Below are 22,453 nucleotides of genomic sequence, written 5' to 3' on the forward strand. Positions count from 1 at the left end.
GGTGAAGCTGGCGGGTGGGTTGAATCAGTACCGGTACGTGCCGAATCCGACGGGGTGGGTGGATCCGTTGGGGTTGAACTCCAACTGCCCGCCACCGAATATGCCGGGATGTCCGGTGCCGGATGGGGTAGCTGGTTCGGTTGTTGACGAAGGTGAACCGCTGACTCCAAAGCCCAAATCTCGACCGGGAAATTTTGGTAGTGAGGAAAAGCTTGCCGGGCATTTTGAAAAGCATGGCGCCGAATTCAAGGCGATGACCAGCGAAGAGTACTTGCTCATCGCACGAGGAGTAGTGAATCAAGGCACGCGTGTGGAGTACTTATACAAAGGAGAGATGCGAGCAGGGTATATCCAATTGATGGGTACTAACCGGAAAGGTGAAGCGAAATTTGCTTTCGTGGGCACCAACACAAATGATGAAATTACGACTCTACACACCAAAAGTGGAAAAGAGTTTTGGCGGACAATCAATGGTAATGCACAAGATAAAACAGTGAGGCCTGCTCATGACTAAGACACACAAAGCAATGGTCGTCGAAATAGACCAGTTTGTAGAAGACGCTATTTTGCTGGTTGTTGAGGGCGTTGAGGTCAGGTGCTTCGCAAACTACAGCCCTTCGAAAATTGAGGTCGGAAAAACTTACGAAGCTGAGTTCGAAATGGTGTTGTCTGGTGAGGATTTTGTATCAGCTACACAATGCGAAAAAATGCAGATCAAGATGCTCGGTAGTGGATTCCCCTGTGAGGTTTATGGCTACCTGGATGGCGAGGTTTTCCGGTCGTTTGTTGATTTTATGGATCAGGATATCCACTACGAATACCCACATCTGAATGGGCAGTTCGTCAAAATTAACGCGGACAGAATTGATGTCTCGTTTGTTCGATAGCGAATGGCGGGGTTAAACCACTGCTCACTCCCTTAGCGCTCTCAATAGAATTTCCAATATTCAACGAAACGAGTGCCCATCACTCATCATCATCAAAATCCTCATACTCAAGCTCCTCCCCCTCACCCTCCCAAAGCGGAACCGTCGCGTCATCCATCAACGACCCCGGATCTTCATTCCCCGGATCATTGATAAACGGCAATCCACTCGGGCCTTTTTCTTCCTTGCCTTCGGTTTCGGGAGTCATGGCGCACCTCGTCAATCGCATTCGTATACGACGTTCGAAAATTATGGTCGCTAATCGTTCCTGCGCCTGACAAGCAGGCACAAAAAACCCGGCATCAAGCCGGGTTTATGTAGAAACGGTCACTCAATGATGACGATTCTTGTGTTTGTACTTGTGCTTATGGCCGCCCCCAGAGTGCGATCTACCACCATCGTCACCCAGGTTGTTGCCGACCGCGCCACCCGCCGCGCCACCCAATCCTGCGCCGATGGCCGAACCGGTGGAGCCGCCGAGGCTGTTGCCGAGCACTGAGCCACCAGCGGCGCCGAGACCACCGCCAATCGCGGCTTCCGTACGATTGCGCTTGTTCGCCCCGACGGCACTGCCGGCCGCACCGCCCACGCCAGCACCAACCGCCGCACCGGTGCTGCCGCCGAGCTGACCGCCGACCACATTACCCAGCACACCGCCCAGCCCACCACCGACAGCCGCGGAACCATCGCCGGCAGCCATGGCGCCTTGAGCCACGAGCAGTCCAATAACCAACGCAGTTGCAGTTAAAGTCGAGCGCATACAGACCTCACAGGTCCCGGATCGGGACGGTATGCCCGGAGAGGGGCTATGTGAGATTGGAGGCGCATTCAGGGAAAACGTTCAGCAACGAAAAGGCCCGGCATCAAGCCGGGCCTTTTCAGACATGCATTCGCAATCAGTGACGCTTGTGACCTTTGGACAGATTGCTGCCTACCGCGCCGCCAGCTGCGCCACCCAGGCCGGCACCGATGGTTGCGCCAGTCTTGCCGCCCAGGCTGTTACCGATCACCGAACCACCTGCCGCGCCGACACCGCCGCCAATGGCCGCTTTGGTACGGGCACCTTTCTTGGCAGCCAATGCACTACCGGCCGCACCCGCTACACCAGCACCAATCGCTGCACCGGTGCTGCCGCCCATTTTCTGGCCGACCACATTACCCAACGCGCCACCCAGACCGCCACCCAGTGCGGCGGTACCGTCGCCAGCCATTGCACCTTGAGCAACCAGAAGCCCCAGAACCAGAGCAGGCAGAGTTAAACGCATGACGAAAACCTCAACAGAAGGAAGAAAAAAGGGCGCAGATTGAATGCTGTTGCCGCGGTAAAGTCCAGCGTCGCAACGCACTTGGCGCCGATTGGACAGCGATTATGGAAAAGGTTTTATGGCAGGCAAAAAAAAGCCCGCTGGGGAGACGGGCTGGAGACTTGCTTTCTAACGGATGGCTTCACCCTACGTAGACCGGTGTGAAAAGTTTGTGAAAGAAAGCAGGCGAATACGCAATTTCTGTAGGACGTTTCTTTCTGAAAAACACGGATAAAAAACCCCGCTCATTGGCGGGGTTCTTTCGCATCCGGATTACTTCCTGGAACGTGTCGTCACCTTGGGCAGAAATTTCGCTTTCGGCCCCTTGGGTGCTGTCGACTTGATCTTGCCGGTCTGCACCGGATCTTCGCCAAAGCCCGCCTGGTACTCGGTCTGGCCACAGCGCACGCAATTGTTGAATGGAAATTCAGCCCCGTCGTCTTCGATGTACGGATCAGTCATCTCTTCACCCCTTTCAAAAGCGGGTCGATACCGGCAAGACCCTTTTGCCTGAAAAAATATCGACCTCCAAGGCTTTTGAGACTAGCCGGTCATTCCTGGACTTGTGATTCAGATCGCCCAGAGCCCGACGAATGGCCTACAAAAAGCTCGGCGCGAAGATGAACCGCTGGTCCCACAGAGCTAAAGATTCTCGATGACTGGCCGTTGCCCTTTTTCCTACGCAATGAATCTCAAGGAGAGAACATGGAAATCAAAGGATTCCCACCGATGCCTGTTGTAAAGCTCACGGACGAGCAGATCGCCGCCGGTAAAGCCGCGGCGGAAAAATTCAAGGAGAAGCTTGCCTCAGGTGAGATCGTCATCAAGCCGCTGGACGGACCTAGTCCGGTGCAGCCTGGCAAACCTGGCGTCATCTACTATCCAGACCCGGTTCAGCCTGGCCAGTCCACCGGCACTCCACTCGTCGCGATCGACACTCCACTGACCTACGACTCGAAAGGCACCGTCCTGCTCAAACCGCAGGGCTGATTGCCAGCAACGAGCCCATTCACTTGAATGGGCTCACAAGCAGAAAACCAATGCTCAGCGCAACTTGACCGCCGTGCCGGTCGCGAACACCACAACCATACCGCCCTTCCCCGCCGGCATGCTGATCTCGAAATCCACCCCGACCACCGCATCCGCCTGCAAGGCCCGCGCCCGCTCCTTGATCTCGTCAGTCGCCTGAACACGCGCCTCCTTCAACGCCCGCTCCAGCGTCTGCGAACGTCCGCCAAAAAAGTCCCGCATCCCGGCGAACATATCGCGAATCACATTCACGCCCTGCACCGACTCGGCACTGACAATGTCCAGATACGCCGTGATCTGCCGGCCTTCGATGGAGTGGGTAGTGGAAATGATCATGGAAGTCGTCCTTTTACATACAGATAAAACCGCGATTGTACCGCCCCGGCAAAGTGAAGCCGAACCCAACTCTGTGAGCAAAAAAATCCGGACACCAGAATGCACAAGCCCCCCTGGCTTCTTGCAAAACCGGGGGGCTTGTTTATGAACTTATGGGTAGCGGAACGACCTGGCGGACGAGGGCTGCGTGCCTTTGATGGCAACGACGGGGATACGCAGTTCGGGTTGCGTGATGTCATAGAGCTGCAGTTCACAACCGTCCCCCCGATCCACGAAGACAAACTCCGCCAGATAGACCTTTTGTTTCTCGGGAATAAAGGCGCTTGTGATTGGCCCACAGGAGTAAGACGACGGGACGGTCGGATTGGCGGTTACCTGTTTCTCAAACTTGTTCTTCGACGGGTTGAATACATAGTCTTCGTTATAAAGAGTCCGATAGCCCGGTGCCGGAACCTGACTACTGATCGTCGATGAGCCGCCCACTTGCAGAATCTGGCCAGCATCGGCCTGCATTTCCAATTGGGGAAAACGCTTGGAGACCGCGCTGTCGAGACGGCTGAACCATTCGCCGACTTTATTGCGAAACGGTTTGACTACCGTCCCCAAATGATCAGGACGCCTGTCCGAGTCATTACCTCGGATCACTTCAAAATCTACCGGATTGGCCGTATCGCCTGATGCCTGCATGATCACTTTGGCGTGCTGATCATCGACGACAACCTTCTTCTGCTCGAGCATGATGCCGTCTGTCCAGAGTGTCGGCGCAGAACTGCGAGAGTCGGAGCCGCAGCCACACAACCCCAAAAATAGAACCATTGTGACTATTGTCTTCACTGCGCTTCCTGCGTTGAACTGCCGATGACCTTCCAGGCAAGTAGCGTTTCCTGAAGTCGATAACAAAACGCCACTATCGCGCAGAAACATAACCAAAGGGAACTGACGATACGCGGGAATTTCACCCACATTCATTGGAAACTCAAAAGCCGCGCCTGCTTTTTACTCAGCGAAATGGTGCGCCAGTCCCATACTGTTCCCATATCGCCTTTTTCCAGACGCCAAAAACCACAAACCCCCGACTTTCTCTAGGAAAATCAGGGGTTTGTGTTTACTGAATGTGGCGGTGAAGGAGAGATTCGAACTCTCGATACAGTTTCCTGTATACACACTTTCCAGGCGTGCTCCTTAAGCCACTCGGACACTTCACCGTATCTCTTCAAACATGTTCTGTCTGTCGAGGCGCGCTAATGTAGTCGAAAGCTTTTCTGATGGCAAACTTTTTTTCAGAATTTTCATGCGGTTAAGAGAAAAAGTCGTTTCTGCTATCGATGGGCCATGGCGATCCGGCCAATCTCGGGTGGGCGTGGCCCTTCTATATAGGCGCGCAGGCGTTTGCCGTGGGCACGTTACGGCGCATCAGCCGGTCGAGGGTGACCGGCGAGTCAGTCACAGCGCTTTACCTGACCGGCGACGGTGGGTAACGTCTGCCCATCTTTCTTATAAGGAATTGCGCCATGAGCGACCTGATTGCCTACCACCTCGAAGACGGTATCGCGACCCTGACCCTGAGCAACGGCAAGGTCAATGCCATTTCCCCGGACGTGATCGCGGCCTTCAACGCGGCGCTGGATCAGGCGGTGGCAGATCGTGCAATCGTGATCATCACCGGCCAGCCAGGCATTCTGTCCGGCGGCTACGATTTGAAAGTAATGACCGCCGGCCCTAAAGAAGCCGTGTCGCTGGTGACCGCCGGCTCGACTCTGGCTCGTCGTCTGCTGTCGCACCCGTTCCCGGTGATCGTTGCCTGCCCGGGTCATGCCGTGGCCAAAGGCGCGTTCATTCTGTTGTCCGCCGATTACCGGATCGGCGTCGACGGTCCGTTCAGCATTGGTCTGAACGAAGTGCAGATCGGCATGACCATGCACCACGCCGGCATCGAGCTGGCCCGTGATCGCCTGCGCCGCTCGGCCTTCCACCGTTCGGTGATCAACGGCGAAATGTTCGATCCGCAAAGCGCTGTGGATGCCGGTTTCCTCGACAAGGTGGTTTCTGCCGAAGAGCTGCAAGGTGCCGCCCTCGCCGCTGCGCGTCAGTTGAAGAAGATCAACATGACCGCGCACAAGAACACCAAGTTGAAAGTGCGCAAAGCACTGCTGGAAACCCTGGACAACGCGATCATTCAGGATCAGGAACACCTGGGCTGAACCCGCTTCGCTCCTTTATAGAAAAGCCCGACCGTCGTGTCGGGCTTTTTCTTGCACGCACGTTTCAAAACTCCGCAGCTGCTCTAGGACGCCTCTGACCGACAAGTCGGAAACATGCGCTTAAACATCGCCCATCTCCTGACTCTATAGCGGCAATTGCCGAAAACAGTGCACATCCGTACACTGCGCCACCTTTTGTCCCGGTGGGGCCTGAAAATGCTGTTTGTGTTTCGTATGTTATTGATGGGCCTGCACTTTATTCTGGCGGGTGTGCTCGGGGTGATCCTCGGGCTGTGCCGACCATTCAATCCGGACAACAGTCGTCTGTGCGCCCGACTGTACGCACTGCCGGCCATGTGCATCCTGCGCCTGCGAGTGAAGGCCGACGTCAGTCAACTGATGAACAAGCCTGACAGCTGCGTGATCATCGCCAACCATCAGTCCAACTACGACCTGTTCGTGTTCGGCAATGTGGTGCCGCGTCGGACCGTGTGCATTGGCAAAAAGAGTCTGAAATGGGTGCCGTTGTTCGGGCAGTTGTTCTGGCTGGCGGGCAACGTGTTGATCGATCGTGGGAACGCGCACAAGGCGCGCCAGTCGATGCTGACGACCACCGACACCTTGCAGCACAAAGACACGTCGATCTGGGTATTCCCGGAAGGCACGCGCAACCTTGGTGGAGAACTGCTGCCGTTCAAGAAAGGCGCGTTCCAGATGGCCATCGCCGCCGGCGTGCCGATCGTTCCAGTGTGTGTCAGCAGCTACATCAAGCATATGCGCCTGAACCGCTGGCGCAGCGGGAAAATTCTCATCCGTTCGCTGCCGGCAATTCCTACCGCCGGCCTGACCATGGACGACATGCCCATGCTCATCACCCAGTGCCGCGAGCAGATGCGCGAATGCATCGATGCAATGGATCGGCAACTTCAAGCTGCGTGAAAAAGAAACCCGCCCTGTGCGGGTTTTCTTTTGCCCGGTGAACTGTGCAGATTTCACTGACTCTCAAGCAGCGACACGGCTAAGCTGAAGCCATGTCTCCCCTGCCATCTGCCAATAAGAAGTGAACCACCACCATGGGTCGAGTTGTTGCTGCTGCGGTTTACAGCGCCGGTAAGAAAGTCACCAATATTTCCCTCGACGAAGGCGCCGCCTGGGCCGCCAAGACCGGGCACTTCGTCTGGATCGGCCTCGAAGAGCCGAATGCCCAGGAGCTGGCCAACCTGCAACGCCAGTTCAACCTGCACGAACTGGCCATCGAAGACGCCCTGGAAAAACACAGCCGCCCAAAACTGGAAACCTTCGGCGACGCCCTGTTCATCGTCACCTACTCCCCCGTGCGCGAGCACGGCATTCTGCAGTTCATCGAAACCCACATCTTCGCCGGCAAGGGCTACATCATTACTGCCCGCAACGGCCATTCGGCGTCCTACGCCCATGTCCGTCAACGCTGTGAGGCGCGGCCGCTGTTGCTGGAGCACGGGGAAGATTTCGTACTGTATGCGTTGCTGGATTTCGTGATCGAAAACTATCAGCCGGTGGGTGAAGCAATCCACGCCGAGATCGATGAACTGGAGCGCAACGTGTTGTGTAGCGCGCTGAATGAGCACGACATCCAGAAGCTTCATGGCCTGCGCCGCGACGTTCTGCGCTTGCGTCGATATGCGGCGCCGATGGTGGAAATCGGCGAAGAATTGCAGAAGCTGAGCTTCCCCTTTATCGACAAGAACATGCGTCCTTACTTCCGCGATGTGCAGATTCATGTCACGCGGCAGATGGAAGACCTGACCACCCTGGCCGACATTGCGAGCCAGACCATCGAGATCGGTGTGTTGCTGGAGGCGTCACGGCAAAGTGTGGTGCAGCGCAAGTTTGCGGCATGGGCAGCGATTCTGGCGTTCCCGACGGCGGTCGCCGGGATCTACGGGATGAACTTCCAGAACATGCCGGAGCTGAGCTGGCACTACGGCTATTTCGCCGTGCTGAGCTTTATCACGGTGGGCTGCGTGGGACTGTGGGCGAGCTTCAAGAAATCGGGCTGGCTGTAAGTTAAAAAAACGCCCCCGTGTACGGCACGGGGGCGTTTGGGTTCAAGCGGCGTTCGGTTTGTGCGCCACAAAACGCATCATCCATTCGGCCACCGTAGCGCCGTGGTGATCGTTTTCAAGGCTGGCCACGCCCTTGCTGTAGATCTGCTCGCCCAGTGCTTCCTGGCGAAGTTCCAGCAGTGCCCGCGAGTAATCGTGAATGAATTCCGGATGCCCCTGGAAGCACAGCACCTGATCGTTGATGTGGTACGCGGCGAACGGGCAGAAATCGCTGGAGGCGATCACCGTGGCGTTCTCCGGCAACGCCGTGACCTGATCCTGGTGGCTGATCAGCAGCGTCAGCTCTTCGCGCACCGGGCTCATCCACGGTGCCTTGGCCGCCAGTTTGTAGTTGTGAATGCCGACGCCCCAACCCTGGGTCGCGCGCTCGCTCTTGCCACCCAGCAGCAGCGCCAGCAGTTGATGGCCGAAGCACACGCCGAGCAGTTTGTCGCCACGCTCATAGCGGGTCAGCAGGTACTGCTTGAGGGTCTGGATCCACGGGTCGGTGCCGAACGAGTCGGCCTTGCTGCCAGTGACCAGGTACGCATCGAACGTCAGGTCATCACTCGGATAATCGCCCTGCATCACGTTGTATACCGTGAACTCGGCGGCGATCGGCTGTTGCGAGAACAGGCGCTGGAACATCTGCCCGTAACCCTGATATTGATCGACCAGTTCCGGACGCAGGATGTCGGTTTCCAGAATGCAGATGCGTAGCGACATAAAAAATACCTGACACGTGATGGGAATAATGCACACCCCAGAGCCTGCCTTGAAACCACCCGGCAAGGCAAGCCCCGAAATGCGTCCCCGCCCGTTAGAACAACTCGCCCTTCGCAGCCTTTTCCAGCAGCAGCGCTGGCGGCGCGAAACGTTCGCCGTATTGCTCAGCCAGGTACTGCGCCCGCGCGACAAAGTCCTTCACGCCATATTGATTGATGAACTGCAACGCACCGCCCGTCCATGCCGCGAAACCGATGCCGAAGATCGAGCCGACGTTGGCGTCCGCCGTCGAGGTCAACACGCCCTCCTCAACACAGCGCACGGTTTCGATGGCCTGTACAAACAGCAACCGGTCACGCACATCCTTCGGCGAAATCTGCCCGTCGGCTGTCTCGAAACGGGATTTCAGCTCGGGCCACAGGTGTTTCTGGCCTCCCGCCGGGTACTCGTAAAAACCGCCTCCCGCCGCCTTGCCCGGCCGCTTGTATTCGTTGAGCAGCAAGTCAATCACGGCGAACGCCGGGTGCTCAATCAGCGGTTTCCCTTCCGCTTGCAGGTCTTTGGCCGTTTGCTGACGGATATGGCTCATCAGGCTGAGGGAAACTTCGTCAGAGATCGCCAGAGGCCCGATGGGCATGCCGGCCTTGCGTGCTTCGGTTTCGATCATCGGCGCACTGACGCCTTCGCCGAGCATGGCAATGCCTTCGTTGGTGAAGGTGCCAAACACCCGCGAGGTGAAGAAGCCGCGACTGTCGTTGACCACGATCGGCGTTTTCTTGATTTGCAGGACGAAATCGAACCCGCGTGCGAGGGTTTCATCGCTGGTTTGCGCGCCTTTGATGATTTCTACCAACGGCATTTTTTCCACCGGACTGAAGAAGTGCAGGCCGATGAACTTGCTCTGATCCGGCACCGCAGCCGCCAGGCCGGTGATGGGCAAGGTCGAAGTATTGGAGGCGATCACCGCGTCGGCACCGACCACCTGTTGCGCCGCTGCCGAGACTTTGGCCTTGAGCTGACGGTCCTCGAACACCGCTTCGATGATCAGATCGCAACCCGCCAGATCGGCATCGCTTTCAGTGGTCTGGATCCGCGCCAGCACCGCTTCACGCTGCTGCGCAGACATTTGCCCGCGAGCGACTTTCTTGTCCAGCAGCGTCGCCGAATGCGCCTTGCCCTTTTCGGCGGCAGCAAGGTTGATGTCCTTGAGCACCACGTCGATCCCGGCCGAGGCGCTGACATAGGCGATGCCGGCGCCCATCATGCCCGCCCCGAGGACGCCCACGCGTTTCGTCACATAAGGCGCAAAGCCCTGCGGACGCGAACCGCCGGCATTGATTTCATTGAGCTGGAACCAGAAGGTGCCGATCAGGTTTTTCGAGATCTGGCCGGTGGTCAGTTCGGTGAAGTAGCGGGTCTCGATCAGGTGTGCGGTATCGAAATCCACCTGCGCGCCTTCCACCGCTGCGCAGAGAATCTTCTCCGGCGCCGGCAACGTGCCCTGGGTTTTGCTGCGCAGGATCGACGGCGCAATCGCCAGCATTTGCGCGACTTTCGGGTTCGACGGTGTGCCGCCGGGAATCTGATAGCCCTTCACATCCCAACGCTGCACGGCCGCAGGGTTGGCCAGAATCCAGGCCCGGGCCTTGGCCAGCAGCTCATCGCGATCCGCCGCCAGTTCATCGATCAAACCGGCCTGCAACGCCTGCTGCGGACGGACTTTCTTGCCTTCGAGCAGATACGGCAGGGCTTTTTCGATGCCGAGCATGCGTACCATCCGCACCACGCCACCACCGCCCGGCAACAGGCCGAGGGTCACTTCCGGCAGGCCGAGCTGCACCGAAGCATCGTCCAGCGCCACGCGGTGGTGGCAGGCCAGGCAGATTTCCCAGCCTCCGCCGAGCGCCGCGCCGTTGATCGCCGCGACCACCGGTTTGCCGAGGGTTTCCAGGGTGCGCAACTGGCCCTTGAGGGTCAGCACCATGTCGTAGAAAGCCTTGGCTTCAGGCTTGCCGACCTTGATCAGTTCATTCAGGTCGCCGCCGGCGAAGAAGGTCTTTTTGGCCGAAGTGATGATCACCCCGGCGATGTCATCTTTTTCCGCGAGCAGTCGGGCGACGCTGTCAGCCATGGCTTCGCGGTACACCGCGTTCATGGTGTTGGCGCTCTGGCCCGGCATGTCGATGGTCAGGAGGACGATGCCGTCCTGGCCTTTTTCGTAACGAATGGCTTGGGTCATGACAAGGTTCCTTGGGGTCAGAGGCGTTCGATGATGGTGGCGATGCCCATGCCGCCGCCGACGCACAGCGTCGCCAGGCCATAGCGCAGGCGCCGAGCTTCCAGTTCATCGAGCAAGGTGCCGAGAATCGCGCAACCGGTGGCGCCCAGCGGATGGCCCATCGCAATCGAGCCACCATTGACGTTGACCTTGTCCGGGTCGACGGCCATGTCCTTGATGAATTTCAGCACCACCGAGGCGAACGCCTCGTTGACTTCAAACAGGTCGATGTCTTCCACCCGCAGCCCGGCCTTGGCCAGCGCCTTGCGTGTGGCTGGCGCCGGGCCGGTGAGCATGATGGTCGGGTCGGTACTGGTGACCGCCGTGGCGACGATCCGCGCCCGAGGTTGCAGGCCCAACGCCCGGCCCTTGGCTTCGGAACCGATAAGCATCAGTGCCGCACCGTCGACGATCCCCGAGCTGTTGCCCGGCGTGTGCACATGGTTGATGCGCTCGACATGGCTGTAGACCCGCAGCGCCGTGGCGTCGAAGCCCATCTGGCCGATCATTTCGAAACTCGGCTTGAGCTTGCCCAGGCCTTCGAGGGTCGACTCGGCGCGAATGAACTCATCGTGATCGAGCAGAATGATGCCGTTCTGATCCTGCACCGGCACCAACGACTTGTTGAACGAACCGTCGGCCCGAGCCCGGGCGGCTTTTTGTTGCGAGTGCAAGGCGTAGGCATCGACGTCCTGACGGCTGAAGCCTTCAAGCGTGGCGATCAGATCGGCGCCGACGCCTTGTGGGGTGAAATGGCTGTGCAGGTTGGTCTGCGGGTCCAGCGCCCAGGCACCGCCATCACTGCCCATCGGTACGCGGGACATGGATTCGACACCGCCAACCACCACCAGGTCTTCGAACCCGGAGCGCACTTTCATCGCCCCCAGGTTCACCGCTTCCAGGCCCGAGGCGCAGAACCGGTTGATCTGCACGCCGGCAACGCTGACGTCCCAATCGGCCACCTGCACGGCGGTTTTCGCGATGTCCGAGCCTTGATCGCCAATCGGCGTGACGCAACCGAGCACCACGTCATCGACCTGGCTGGTGTCCAGCGAAGTGCGCGCCTGCAAAGCGGTCAGCAGCCCGGCCACCAGGTTCACCGGTTTGACGCTGTGCAGCGAACCGTCGGCCTTGCCCCGGCCACGGGGCGTGCGTAACGCGTCGAAAATCAAAGCTTGGGTCATGGCGTTCTCGAACCTGTGCGGTGAGTGAAATTCGTGCCTCCACTCTTGGCCGGGACGGTCACGGATTCAATGACCACAGCGCTCAATGACGTTGACGCGCACGCTCAGACGGACGGTCATTCCCGACCAGGTTAACCGGTTCAGGTCAGCGAGCTGTCTAGCAAAAGGGCGGCAAAGAAGCTGGCAATGGGCCTCATGCTTTTTTAATCGCGTTCAGCAGCAAATACATATGAAATGGATCTAAGCCAAGCGTGACGCGGGCCCTAAGGTGAACATGTACGTCGTTGTCGTCGGGTTTTGCCGAGGCAGGCGTTCTTCAACAGGAAGTGCAGCGCTTGCCATCATGGATATGCAGGCAGGCATCAGGAAATAACAAAAAAGGCGGTCAAGCCATGTTCAAACAACCGAAAGTTCGTCAAGCAGGGCTCATTCTTTTCGCCACGACGCTGTTGTTGATTTTGCCGAATCTGACCAAGGTCATCGGCTGATTCAAGCGGCAGGTATTGCTCATCGCCACTGAAAATGTGACTGGCCCGCTACCCGGGCCAGCGTGGCTGTGCCAACCTTTGCGCACTTCCACGACATGGACGGCGATCAATTGAAAACGCTCATTCTGTTTGGGGCCATGCTGCTGAGCTTGCCCCTGTCTGCCGCACAGCTGAATCTGGAGCTGGGCGCGAACAGCCGCAACTGGCAGACCGAGGAATTGCTCAAGCATCCTCAGGTACAAACCCTCACGATCAAGAATGATGTGTCCTACAAGAAGGACATGACCTATCGCGCCGTTCCCGTAGCCGCATTGCTGACCGGCATCAAACCGGACGATCACCTGCAAGCCGTAGCACTGGATGGCTTTGCCGCCGAACTGTCTGCCGCGCCGCTGCTGAACACCAAAGGTTCCCGCGCCTGGCTGGCCATCGAAGACCCCGCTCACCCATGGCCGCCGCTGTCGGAAGGCAAGCACAGCGCCGGGCCGTTCTATCTGGTGTGGACCGATCCGCAGGCCGGCCATATCAGCCCGGAACAATGGCCGTTCGAAGTGGCGAGCATCAAACGCATGGCGCCGGTGGCCGAGCGCTTCCCTGCCCTGCTGCCGGATCCTGCGTTGAAGGCCGATGACCCGGTGAATCAGGGTTTTGCGCTGTTCCAGAAGAACTGTCTGGCCTGCCATCGCCTGAATGGTGCGGGCGATGCGCAATTCGGACCGGACCTGAATATTCCCTACAACCCGACCGAATATTTCGGCGCGGACTTCCTCAAGCGCTACATCCGCGATCCGCAGAGTTTGCGCCAGTGGCCGCAAGCGAAGATGCCAGGGTTTTCCGCCGAAGTATTACCGGATGCGGATCTGCAGAAACTGGTGGGGTATCTGCAGCACATGGCCGGGCGCAAGGTTGCGCCCGCCAAGTAACCCGACTACGTCGTTTACTGCTGTTGCACCGAGATGATTGGCGCTGGTGTCGGCGACACCAGCACTTTCGCGTGCATCTGCTCTGACCCGCCGCCCCGACGCATGCCCCGCACCGGGCAGGCGTCGAGGTAATCCAGGCCCACCGCCAGTTTCAGGTGCCGCTCCGGCCGGGCCAGTTCATTGGTCACGTCGAAGCTGTACCAGGCGTCATCGATCCAGGCCTCGGCCCAGGCGTGACTGGCCAGATGCTCGCAATCCTCGCTGTACAGATAACCCGACACATACCGCGACGGCACACCGAGGCTGCGCGCGCAGGCCAGAAACGCGTGGGCGTGATCCTGGCAAACACCCGCCCGCCCGGCAAACGCCTCGGCGGCGCTGGTGTCGACTTCGGTGGAGCCCGGCTTGTAGGTCATGTGCTGATTCAGCCCATGCATCAGGTCGATCAATGCATTGCGGTCGCGTCGTTGCTTGCAGGACTTCTCGGCAAACGCCCGCAGCGCCTCGTCCGCCTCGGTGAGCCGGGTGAAACGCAGGAACGGCAGCGCCGACTGACTCTCGTGCTCCGCTTCGCGCAACTCGTCGATATCGACCTGCCCACGAGCGCCGATGATGATCGCTTCGTGGGGTTCGTCCATGGTCAGCACATGCAGGATGTTGCCGAACGGATCGAGCTGGGCGCGCACCGGGCGCGGCAGGTCGAGCTGCCAGCTCAGCACATGCTGACGCTCGCTGTCGTGAGGTGTCAGGCGCAGGTACTGGATGCTCGCCCGCACCTGATCTTCGTAGTGATAGGTGGTCTCGTGGCTGATGGAAAGTCTCATGCGGCCTCCAGGTAGGAACTGTGAATGGCGTTGCCCAACTGGCGCACCAGCGGGATGAACTCGGTGAGCCAGGCGTGCAGCCCTTCCTCGAGGATTTCGTGGATGCCGGTGTAACGCAGGCGTGCGTCCATTTCCGCCGCCAACCGTTGCGCTGGACGACCGTTGGCTCCCGGCAGTTGCGCGAGGATCTGGTCGATCTCTTCGGTGCAGGCCCGCAGCGAGCGCGGCACGTCGGCACGCAACAGCAGCAGCTCGGCGACATGCCGGGCGCCGGGCGCGTCGCGGTAGATTTCGGTGTAGGCCTCGAACGAGGACAAGGCCCGCAACAAGGCACTCCATTGGTAATAGGCGTGGGCGGTGCCGTCGCTGACCGCTTCGGCCTGATCGCCGGCCATTTCATAGCGGGCGTCTAGCAGGCGCAAAGTGTTGTCGGCCCGCTCGATGAACGTGCCCAACCGGATGAAACGAAACGCATCGTTGCGCATGATGGTACCGTAGGACGCCCCGCGGAACAGGTGCGAACGTTCCTTGATCCACTCACAGAAACGGCTCATGCCATAGCGGCTGAGGCCCTGGTTGGCGATCCCGCGGATCTCCAGCCAAGTGGCGTTGATGTTCTCCCACATGTCGGCGGTGATCCGACCGCGCACCGCGTGGGCGCTGGCTCGCGCCGCGCCGAGGCAGCTATAGATGCTCGCCGGGTTGGCCGCGTCGAGCGCGAAGAAGTGCAGCAATCGCTCGGCATGCAATTCGCCATGGCGTTCCAGGTAATCGTCCAGCGTGCCGGTGATCAGCAACGGCATCGCCAGTTCGTGCAAACCGTCGCCACGGCCGTCCTGCGGCATCAGCGACAGCGAATAGCTGACATCGAGCATGCGGGCGAGGTTTTCCGCCCGCTCCAGGTAACGCGACATCCAGTACAGATCCGAGGCAGTTCTACTTAACATGGCAGGCTTCCTTCAATCCTCGACCACCCAGGTGTCCTTGGTTCCGCCGCCCTGGGATGAATTCACCACCAGAGAGCCTTCACGCAGGGCGACACGGGTCAAACCGCCGGGCACAACCCGGGTTTCGCGGCCGGACAATACGAACGGACGCAGGTCGATATGGCGCGGCGCAATGCCGTTTTCGACAAAGGTCGGACAGGTCGACAGCGACAGCGTCGGTTGCGCGATGTACGCGTGGGGCTTGGCCTTGATCCGCTCGCGGAACGCATCGATTTCCGCTGTCGTCGCCGCCGGCCCCACGAGCATTCCGTAACCGCCGGAGCCCTGGGTTTCCTTGACCACCAGATCCGGAAGATTGGCCAGCACATGGGAAAGTTCAGACGGATTGCGGCATTGCCACGTCGGCACGTTCTTCAGGATCGGCTCTTCATCAAGGTAGAAACGGATCATCTCGGTGACGAACGGATACACCGACTTGTCGTCCGCCACGCCGGTGCCGATCGCATTGGCCAGCACCACATTGCCGGAGCGATACGACGACAGCAGACCCGGCACGCCGAGCATCGAATCCGGGCGGAACGCCAACGGGTCGAGGAAGGCGTCGTCGAGCCGGCGGTAGATCACGTCCACCGCTTTCGGGCCATCGGTGGTGCGCATGAAGACCTTGTCGTCGCGCACGAACAGATCGGCACCTTCGACCAGCTCGACGCCCATTTCCCGGGCCAGAAACGCATGCTCGAAAAACGCGCTGTTGAACCGCCCCGGTGTCAGCACCACCACACTCGGGTCGTCGATGGGGCTTGAGCTTTTCAGGGTGTCGAGCAGCAGGTTCGGGTAATGGTCGATCGGGGCGATGCGCTGGGCCGCGAACAGCTCGGGGAACAGGCGCATCATCATCTTGCGGTCTTCGAGCATGTAGCTCACGCCGCTGGGCGTGCGCAGGTTGTCCTCGAGCACGTAATACGTGCCGTCGCCGTCGCGCACCAGATCGACGCCAGAGATGTGCGAATAGATATCGCGGTGCAGATCCAGCCCCTGCATCGCCAACTGGTATTGCTCGTTGGCCAGCACCTGCTCGGCGGGAATGATCCCGGCCTTGATGATGCGCTGCTCGTGATAGAGGTCGGCGAGGAACATGTTCAACGCCTTGACGCGCTGGATGCAGCCGCGCTCGACGATCCGCCACTCGCTGGCGGGAATGCTGCGCGGAATGGTGTCGAAGGGAATCAGGCGTTCTGTCCCTTGCTCGTCCCCGTAGAGCGTGAAAGTGATCCCGGCACGATGGAACAGCAGATCGGCCTCGCGTCGCCGCTGGGCCAACAGCTCGTCAGGCGTATCGGCCAGCCAGCGGGCAAACTCCCGGTAATGCGGGCGGACCTGGCCGCCGGCATCGTACATTTCATCAAAATAGGTGCGGATCATGCCGTACTCCTTGTCACCCCGGACATACAGGCCTTCGCAAGGCCCGTGCCATCGGCATAAACGCTTTGATTTCAATCGGTTGGATATTCACGCCACAAACACCGCACCATTCCTGTGCGGCAAATGCCCCAACCTGATCGCCCCCGCCTCATTGCGACGCAGTGCAGTCGCCTATCACCAGCATAGTCAGAGTTGATTTCACTGCCCGGCGCCGCCTGCGGATAATCCGCACATCCGCTGCGAAACGTCCCTGACGAAGTGCGCAGCCCAACTGATCCGGCTTGCCCTGGCAGCCCTACCGGCCGTAACCCTGACCGGTTTCCTCTCCTTCCGGTCTTCCCTTTCAGCCACCTCTCCCGGTGGCTTTTTTTTGCGCCGGATTCTTGTTTCAGGGTTTTGCCGGGCGATGTTCAGGGTGCAGAAACGACAACGGCCGACCCGAAGGTCAGCCGTTGCTCGACGTGTTGCGAGGGTTATCAGTTCAAACGATGGCGGTTGCGCACCTCCTGCTTCACGCCCCAGCCTTCGATGATGCCGCCCAAGGGCTCGACCACCGCCGAAAAGCCCTGTTCGAAATCGCCAATGTCGTCGTAGGTTGCGTACATCACCTTGCTCAATTCCAGGGACCACGCGCCGTCGTCGCGCGCACTGACCTGGGCATTGATGGATTCACCGCGAAACTTGCCTGCCGCCCTGCGCGCCCGCTCCTCGTCCGGGAAAATGGCGTAGAACTCGATGGGATGGAATCGGGAAAAATCGAAACCGCCTTCTTTCATGCGGCGCAGCACGCTGCTGCTGATGTCTTCTTGATAGGCTGTGCTCATGAACGTCCCCCTCGCATAGATGGATAGACTTTCCGTATTCCCTGCACCTGGCCGAACGGCTCAAGCGCTACGACAACCGTGTTGCCGGCGGGAAACAAGCATGTAGCTGACAAGACCAGACCTTAGCGATCCGTTCGCTGATCTCGCTTGCAGAGTAGCCCCAAGATAGAGCCGCTGCCAAGGCCTGGTACGTTACGGACAAGAAGATTTTCAGATGGGCGTGATGCTGCGGATTTCGATGCTGTTCTGGGTTTTCAGGCTTTTGGCGCCTGCATCGGAGGTGCGCCCTTCCAGATCGTTCAGATCCAGTGCGGCGGCGACAGGAAGGAGTCGTTCCTTGATCAATCGAGCGGCCTCATCGTCGCTGGGGCATTCCGCGCGCTCGAAGATTTCATCGACAATTTCACCGTGATCATCCACGAAAGTGACTTTCCACTTTTGCATTGGTGCCTCCTCGAACAAACCCGCAAATGGGCTCATATCTATCTCGACTTTTGTCAGGATTGATCGTTCAAAAGCTTTACACCGATGAAACATGAAAAACATTTCATCTGCGGGAACGAAGCCGCTCGCTCCCGCAGTGATAACGGCTGAGTGATCAGTCGTTGCTTGGCTTGTTCACCGCTTGCAGCACGTATTGCGGCAAGGCGAAGGCGCCGATGTGGATTTCCGGGTTGTAGTAACGGGTGACGATGCCGCTGCCGATGAAGCGCTGCTGCAGGGTTTCACGGCTCAGCTTGCGGTAGGCCGGATTGGTCGAGCCCCAGGCGAAGGTCATCGAACCGCCGATGTAGGTCGGCACGGCCGCCTGATAGAAGTGCCAGTCCGGGAACAGGCTGCGCAGGCGACCGGCGGTGGTTTTCACTTCTTCGATCTGCATGAACGGCGTGCCGTTCTGGGTCACGAGGATGCCGCCCTCGTTCAGGCAGCGGTGGCAGGCCTGGTAGAAGTTTTCCGAGAACAGCACTTCGCCCGGGCCGATCGGGTCGGTGGAGTCGGAAATGATCACGTCGAACTTTTCAGTGGTGGTCGCGACGAAGCGCATGCCGTCGTCGATCACCAGGTTCAGGCGTGGATCGTCGTAGGCGCCCTTGGAGTGGTTCGGCAGGAATTCCTTGCACATGTCGACCACGGTGCCGTCGATTTCGACCATGGTGATGTGCTCGACGCTGGCGTGCTTGGTCACTTCGCGCAGCATGCCGCCGTCGCCGCCGCCGATGATCAGCACGCGCTTGGCGGTGCCATGGGCGAGGATCGGCACGTGGGTGAGCATTTCGTGGTAGATGAATTCATCGGCTTCGGTGGTCTGGATCACGCCGTCCAGCGCCATCACCCGGCCCATGCGCGGGTTCTGGAAGATCACCAGGTGCTGGTGTTCGGTGCGCACTTCGTGCAGCAGTTTTTCCATGCGAAAACGCTGGCCGTAGCCTTCGTAGAGGGTTTCCAGGTATTCGCTGGTCTTGGTGACGGTCATGGTGAAGTGCTCCGATGAATGCGCGGGCGCCAATCGTCAGGTTCGATTGCCCGGGAAAGGCGCGCATTCTACGTTGCCGAAGATGACAGGTCGAACCTCACTTCATCGGCCCGGCACAATCCATTGGCGCGAACGGTCAGATCCGCACATTGCCCCGCGGCCCGGCAATCGCCCAGATGATCAGGCCCAGCACCGGCAGGAAGATGATCAACAGCACCCAGAGGATTTTCATCCCGGTCTCGGCGCCGCTTTTCAGCACGTTGATGATCGCCCAGATGTCGAGGGCAAGAATGATCAGGCCGATCAGGCCGTTGAACGTGGAACCCATGGTGTCACTCCAGAATAGTGGCATGCACTTTTAGGATAGACGGTCGCGCGCAGGGTTCCCTTTTATTGCGCTCAGACGTGAACGGCGACCTTCAAGGCTTCCAGCGACGGCGCAGCGGCGATGCCGACTTCGGCACACAGTTCCAGCACGCGCGGCACGTCGTTGCCGTAGACCAGCACCACTTGCAGTTCGTCGTCGAGCAACTGGCTGAAGTTCATCAGCGTGTAGCCGCCGTTTTCCTTGTTCATGCTGCTCATCTGCACCTGGATGCGGTTGAGTGCGGTCAGCGCTTCGGTCTTGGCCAGTTGCTTGGGCTTGAGGTTGAACTCCACGCCCGGGCCGAACGAAGCCACGATCTGCGCGAACAGGTCAACGTAGGTGTCGGCCTGGAACAGAACGGTTTCCGGCAGACTGCCGACCACGACCCATTCGCCCAAAGGAATCGGGAAAGTGTCGTCGTAGTTGATGTCCGGATTGGCGGTCAGAAAAGCGTCGGCATCGGCGTAGGCCTGCGCCGCTTCATCAGCGACCTTCTGAATCTCGTCGTCGCCCATGCAGCCGGAGCTGATTTTGCTGATGAGTTCGGCGAGTGCGGCTTTCATGGGGGCGGATCCTGTGGCGAAGAGAATTTTGAGGGCGCGAAGGATAGCGCATTCTCGCCTTCGCCACAGAGCGGGTTCCGGCCCGACGGTTCAGCCCAGCAGTTTTTCCAGCTGCGCGGTGGTGTCCACAGCGCCCATGGTGCGGGCCGCGTCCAGCGCGGTGATGCCGTTGGCGTCCTTGGCTTTCGGGTCGGCGCCCTGGTCGATCAGGAACTCGACGATTTCAACCCGGTTGAACATTGCCGCCATCATCAGCGCCGTGCGGCCGTCGAAGGAAGCGCCTTCAATCTGCGCCCCACCGGCCACCAATGCCTTGACCACGGCCAGGTCACCCTTGAATGCCGCGCCGGCAATCGGGCTCTGGCCGTTGCCGTTGCGTTGTTCCGGGTCGGCCTTGTGCTTGAGCAGCACTTGCACCGCATCTACGTGACCGTAGTAACTGGCGAGCATCAACAGGGTGTCGCCCTTGCTGTTGGTCAGGTTGACCGGCAGACCGGCCGTGATCAGGCGATCCAGCATCGCCGCATCGCCGTCGCGCGCCTTGTTGAATACCTGCTCGGTGAATTCGGCAGCTTCTTCGGGGGTCATCTGGCGGCTTTGGTCGGACATGGGGCAACTCCACTTTCGGTCAATCGGAAAGCCGATAGTTTCCCGAGCGCGGCGATAGCTGTCACCCCCTTTTTTCCAAGACAGTCGATAGCCAATATCAATAACGGAACTTGCCGGCGCGAATGTCCGCAAGGATTTCATCCGTGACCTGCACGTAGGTTTCAGTACCGGGCAGCCAGGCATAGATCGGGTCATCACCTGTCTGGCCGGGGTCGAAGCCTTCGTTTTTCAGGCGCGTCTTCTGGTATTTGAAGGTGCCGGTGGTTTCCATTTTCACTTTGACCCGCAGGAACAACGGCACCGCATAGGCCGGCATGCGCTGGCGGGCGAAGGCCAGCAGCTCGGTGAAGTCCAGCGTCGCCAGAGACTCGGCCGGCGTGATCGCCGCCATGCCGGCGCGACCGTTGGTGTTGGGAATTTCCACGCCATAGGCCACGGCTTCGGAAATGTGCGGATGCTGGAGCAACAGGTTCTCGACCTCGGTGGTCGAGACGTTTTCGCCCTTCCAGCGGTAGGTGTCGCCGAGGCGATCGACAAACTGCGCATGACCGAAACCGATATTGCGCAGCAGATCGCCGGTGTTGAAGAAGCGGTCGCCCTTGGTGAATACGTCCTGCAGCACGACTTTCGCGGTTTTCTGCGGATCGGTGTAGCCATCCAGCGGCGCCTTGTCGTCGATCCGCGCCAGCAACAGGCCGCGCTCGCCCCGGTCGACCTTGCGCATGAACCCGTCAGCACCACGAATCGGTTCGCCGCTGTCCTGATCGTAGGCGACCAGTTCCCAGGCCATCAGCGAGAATCCGATGGTGTTGTCGAAATTGAGGATGTTGGTGAAGCCGATATTGCCGTCGCTCGCCGCGTACAGTTCGCAGATGTGATCCACCGCAAACCGGGTCTTGAACTCGGCCCAGGCACCGGGCCGCAAACCGTTGCCGATCATCTTGCGCACGTCATGGCGGCTGTCATCGCTGCTGACCGGCTGATCCACCAGATAACGGCACAACTCGCCGACGTAGCCGATGGTGGTTGCGCGGTAGCGGCGCACATCGCTCCAGAACTGCCGGGCGCTGAACTTGCGGCGAATCGCGAAGCCCGAGGCGCCATTGACCGCCGATCCCCAGCACACGCAAAGGCCGGTGGCGTGGTACAGCGGCAAGGTGCAATAGACGATATCGTCCGGGCGCATGTCGAGGGCGATCATGCCGAAGCTCGCCGAGCTGCGCATCCAGCGTCCGTGCTTGAACACGCCGGCCTTGGGCAAACCGGTGGTGCCTGAGGTGTAGATGTAGAAGCACGGGTCATCGAAAAAAATCTGCCGGCTGCTGGCCGGGTTGTCGCTTGGCGCATCGGCGCTGGCGCTGATCAGATTGGTGTAACCCTCCGGGGCGATGCCCGGCTGGCTGAAGGTGTCCTGATCCGCCACGAACCAGGTGCGGGCCGGCGCAATCGTCACTTGCTCGCGCACCGCGGTGAAGGCTGGCAGCAATTCCTCACCGACGACAATCGCCACCGGCGCCACCAGATTGATGCTGTGAATCAGCGTGTCGCGAGTCTGCGAAGTGTTGAGCAGCGCGCTGACGGCGCCGACCTTGGCCAGCGCCAGAATCGTCACCAGCAGTTCCGGGCGGTTTTCGATGAACACCGCCACCACATCGCCTTTGCCGATGCCCTGCCCGATCAGGTAGTGGGCAATGCGGTTGGCCCACTGGTTGACCTGTGAATAACTCAGCACCACCTCACCCGACAGCAGCGCGGGGCCCTCGGGATTGCGCAGGGTCGCTTGCTCGAAGGTCCAGCCCAGGCCACAGGTTTGGGTCGGATTCTTGACGTTGGCCACCTTCATGCCTTTCACCACCCGAGGGATGGCTTTGGCAATCATCGGCAGTTTGCGGAGCATCATGCTCCAGGTAATCGTGTCGCTAGGCGCGTGGCTCATGGCAGCTC

General features: G+C 59.4%; 25 protein-coding genes, 1 tRNA gene and 1 pseudogene. 7 read left to right on the forward strand and 20 right to left on the reverse strand.

Annotated features, from left to right (window positions below; genetic code table 11):
• Both AC3WRD_RS26685 and AC3WRD_RS26690 read left to right on the forward strand, forming a co-directional pair.
• A pseudogene (locus tag AC3WRD_RS26685) lies at positions 1-514 on the forward strand (type IV secretion protein Rhs); the annotation flags it as partial.
• The gene (locus tag AC3WRD_RS26690; RefSeq protein ID WP_102622494.1) at positions 507-887 is read left to right on the forward strand and encodes a UCP019853 family protein; all 381 of its coding nucleotides are present in this window, start codon (positions 507-509) and stop codon (positions 885-887) included. The pseudogene AC3WRD_RS26685 and the gene AC3WRD_RS26690, both read left to right, overlap by 8 nt.
• 79 nt (positions 888-966) lie before the next feature.
• On the opposite strand, the gene AC3WRD_RS26695 is transcribed toward AC3WRD_RS26690, so the two are convergent.
• The 4 genes from AC3WRD_RS26695 to AC3WRD_RS26710 all read right to left on the reverse strand — a co-directional run bounded on the left by AC3WRD_RS26695 (position 967) and on the right by AC3WRD_RS26710 (position 2,692).
• Positions 967-1,134, reverse strand: a complete 168-nt coding sequence (locus tag AC3WRD_RS26695) for a hypothetical protein (protein ID WP_167443766.1) — start codon at positions 1,132-1,134, stop codon at positions 967-969.
• A gap of 123 nt (positions 1,135-1,257) precedes the next feature.
• A complete protein-coding gene (locus AC3WRD_RS26700; RefSeq protein WP_096822966.1) occupies positions 1,258-1,686 on the reverse strand; it encodes a glycine zipper domain-containing protein in 429 nt (142 codons plus the stop codon).
• Positions 1,687-1,822: 136 nt separating this feature from the next.
• Positions 1,823-2,191: a glycine zipper domain-containing protein gene (locus AC3WRD_RS26705; RefSeq protein ID WP_039769955.1), complete on the reverse strand. Its 369-nt coding sequence runs from the start codon at positions 2,189-2,191 to the stop codon at positions 1,823-1,825.
• 312 nt (positions 2,192-2,503) lie between these two features.
• Positions 2,504-2,692 (reverse strand): hypothetical protein, encoded by a 189-nt coding sequence (locus tag AC3WRD_RS26710; RefSeq protein ID WP_085701198.1) that lies wholly within the window; start codon positions 2,690-2,692, stop codon positions 2,504-2,506.
• 243 nt (positions 2,693-2,935) lie between these two features.
• On the opposite strand from AC3WRD_RS26710, the gene AC3WRD_RS26715 reads away from it, so the two are divergent.
• Positions 2,936-3,220 carry a hypothetical protein gene (locus tag AC3WRD_RS26715; RefSeq protein WP_102622495.1) on the forward strand — a complete coding sequence of 95 codons (285 nt, stop codon included), beginning with the start codon at positions 2,936-2,938 and terminating at the stop codon, positions 3,218-3,220.
• Positions 3,221-3,274: 54 nt separating this feature from the next.
• Here AC3WRD_RS26715 and AC3WRD_RS26720 read toward each other — a convergent pair whose 3' ends face one another.
• The 3 genes from AC3WRD_RS26720 to AC3WRD_RS26730 all read right to left on the reverse strand — a co-directional run bounded on the left by AC3WRD_RS26720 (position 3,275) and on the right by AC3WRD_RS26730 (position 4,800).
• Positions 3,275-3,595 carry a YbjQ family protein gene (locus AC3WRD_RS26720; protein ID WP_007959944.1) on the reverse strand — a complete coding sequence of 107 codons (321 nt, stop codon included), beginning with the start codon at positions 3,593-3,595 and terminating at the stop codon, positions 3,275-3,277.
• 150 nt (positions 3,596-3,745) lie between these two features.
• A complete protein-coding gene (locus AC3WRD_RS26725) occupies positions 3,746-4,564 on the reverse strand; it encodes a hypothetical protein (RefSeq protein ID WP_310650460.1) in 819 nt (272 codons plus the stop codon).
• 146 nt (positions 4,565-4,710) lie between these two features.
• Positions 4,711-4,800 (reverse strand) — tRNA-Ser (locus tag AC3WRD_RS26730).
• 306 nt (positions 4,801-5,106) lie between these two features.
• Between AC3WRD_RS26730 and AC3WRD_RS26735 the strand changes: the two genes are divergently transcribed.
• The 3 genes from AC3WRD_RS26735 (at position 5,107) to AC3WRD_RS26745 (ending at position 7,841) form a co-directional block, all read left to right on the forward strand.
• Positions 5,107-5,796, forward strand: a complete 690-nt coding sequence (locus AC3WRD_RS26735; protein ID WP_085732367.1) for a crotonase/enoyl-CoA hydratase family protein — start codon at positions 5,107-5,109, stop codon at positions 5,794-5,796.
• 216 nt (positions 5,797-6,012) lie between these two features.
• On the forward strand, positions 6,013-6,735 hold the full coding sequence (locus AC3WRD_RS26740; RefSeq protein WP_102622496.1) for a 1-acylglycerol-3-phosphate O-acyltransferase: 723 nt from the start codon (positions 6,013-6,015) through the stop codon (positions 6,733-6,735).
• A 134-nt stretch (positions 6,736-6,869) separates the two neighbouring features.
• Positions 6,870-7,841 carry a magnesium and cobalt transport protein CorA gene (locus tag AC3WRD_RS26745; RefSeq protein ID WP_096822963.1) on the forward strand — a complete coding sequence of 324 codons (972 nt, stop codon included), beginning with the start codon at positions 6,870-6,872 and terminating at the stop codon, positions 7,839-7,841.
• A gap of 42 nt (positions 7,842-7,883) precedes the next feature.
• Here the strand turns inward: AC3WRD_RS26745 and AC3WRD_RS26750 are convergent, their stop codons facing one another.
• From AC3WRD_RS26750 to AC3WRD_RS26760, 3 genes are all read right to left on the reverse strand, one after another.
• On the reverse strand, positions 7,884-8,606 hold the full coding sequence (locus tag AC3WRD_RS26750; RefSeq protein ID WP_102622497.1) for an amidotransferase: 723 nt from the start codon (positions 8,604-8,606) through the stop codon (positions 7,884-7,886).
• 94 nt (positions 8,607-8,700) lie between these two features.
• On the reverse strand, positions 8,701-10,845 hold the full coding sequence (locus AC3WRD_RS26755) for a 3-hydroxyacyl-CoA dehydrogenase NAD-binding domain-containing protein (protein WP_102622498.1): 2,145 nt from the start codon (positions 10,843-10,845) through the stop codon (positions 8,701-8,703).
• A gap of 17 nt (positions 10,846-10,862) precedes the next feature.
• Complete coding sequence (locus AC3WRD_RS26760; protein ID WP_102622499.1) at positions 10,863-12,068, reverse strand: acetyl-CoA C-acetyltransferase; 1,206 nt, start codon at positions 12,066-12,068, stop codon at positions 10,863-10,865.
• Positions 12,069-12,651: 583 nt separating this feature from the next.
• Between AC3WRD_RS26760 and AC3WRD_RS26765 the strand changes: the two genes are divergently transcribed.
• Positions 12,652-13,479 carry a c-type cytochrome gene (locus AC3WRD_RS26765; protein ID WP_102622500.1) on the forward strand — a complete coding sequence of 276 codons (828 nt, stop codon included), beginning with the start codon at positions 12,652-12,654 and terminating at the stop codon, positions 13,477-13,479.
• Positions 13,480-13,493: 14 nt separating this feature from the next.
• On the opposite strand, the gene AC3WRD_RS26770 is transcribed toward AC3WRD_RS26765, so the two are convergent.
• The 10 genes from AC3WRD_RS26770 to AC3WRD_RS26815 all read right to left on the reverse strand — a co-directional run bounded on the left by AC3WRD_RS26770 (position 13,494) and on the right by AC3WRD_RS26815 (position 22,445).
• Complete coding sequence (locus AC3WRD_RS26770; RefSeq protein ID WP_085710657.1) at positions 13,494-14,303, reverse strand: transglutaminase family protein; 810 nt, start codon at positions 14,301-14,303, stop codon at positions 13,494-13,496.
• The gene (locus tag AC3WRD_RS26775) at positions 14,300-15,250 is read right to left on the reverse strand and encodes an alpha-E domain-containing protein (RefSeq protein ID WP_096822958.1); all 951 of its coding nucleotides are present in this window, start codon (positions 15,248-15,250) and stop codon (positions 14,300-14,302) included. The genes AC3WRD_RS26770 and AC3WRD_RS26775 overlap by 4 nt, the downstream gene beginning before the upstream one ends.
• A 12-nt stretch (positions 15,251-15,262) precedes the next feature.
• A complete protein-coding gene (locus tag AC3WRD_RS26780; protein ID WP_025113343.1) occupies positions 15,263-16,672 on the reverse strand; it encodes a circularly permuted type 2 ATP-grasp protein in 1,410 nt (469 codons plus the stop codon).
• Positions 16,673-17,148: 476 nt separating this feature from the next.
• The gene (locus tag AC3WRD_RS26785; RefSeq protein ID WP_096822957.1) at positions 17,149-17,496 is read right to left on the reverse strand and encodes a ribonuclease E inhibitor RraB; all 348 of its coding nucleotides are present in this window, start codon (positions 17,494-17,496) and stop codon (positions 17,149-17,151) included.
• A 210-nt stretch (positions 17,497-17,706) separates the two neighbouring features.
• The gene (locus tag AC3WRD_RS26790) at positions 17,707-17,940 is read right to left on the reverse strand and encodes a hypothetical protein (protein WP_096822956.1); all 234 of its coding nucleotides are present in this window, start codon (positions 17,938-17,940) and stop codon (positions 17,707-17,709) included.
• A gap of 154 nt (positions 17,941-18,094) precedes the next feature.
• A complete protein-coding gene (speE, locus tag AC3WRD_RS26795) occupies positions 18,095-18,970 on the reverse strand; it encodes a polyamine aminopropyltransferase (RefSeq protein ID WP_085690505.1) in 876 nt (291 codons plus the stop codon).
• Positions 18,971-19,106: 136 nt separating this feature from the next.
• Positions 19,107-19,298: a PLDc N-terminal domain-containing protein gene (locus AC3WRD_RS26800; protein WP_102622501.1), complete on the reverse strand. Its 192-nt coding sequence runs from the start codon at positions 19,296-19,298 to the stop codon at positions 19,107-19,109.
• Between the two features lie 71 nt (positions 19,299-19,369).
• Entirely contained in the window at positions 19,370-19,900 is a 531-nt protein-coding gene (locus tag AC3WRD_RS26805; protein WP_096822954.1) for a hypothetical protein, read from the reverse strand.
• Positions 19,901-19,990: 90 nt separating this feature from the next.
• On the reverse strand, positions 19,991-20,509 hold the full coding sequence (locus AC3WRD_RS26810) for an ankyrin repeat domain-containing protein (protein WP_096822953.1): 519 nt from the start codon (positions 20,507-20,509) through the stop codon (positions 19,991-19,993).
• 97 nt (positions 20,510-20,606) lie between these two features.
• Positions 20,607-22,445: a long-chain-acyl-CoA synthetase gene (locus AC3WRD_RS26815; protein WP_102622502.1), complete on the reverse strand. Its 1,839-nt coding sequence runs from the start codon at positions 22,443-22,445 to the stop codon at positions 20,607-20,609.
• Positions 22,446-22,453 lie beyond the last annotated feature (8 nt).

The sequence above is a fragment of the Pseudomonas sp. FW215-R2 genome, assembly GCF_058789255.1.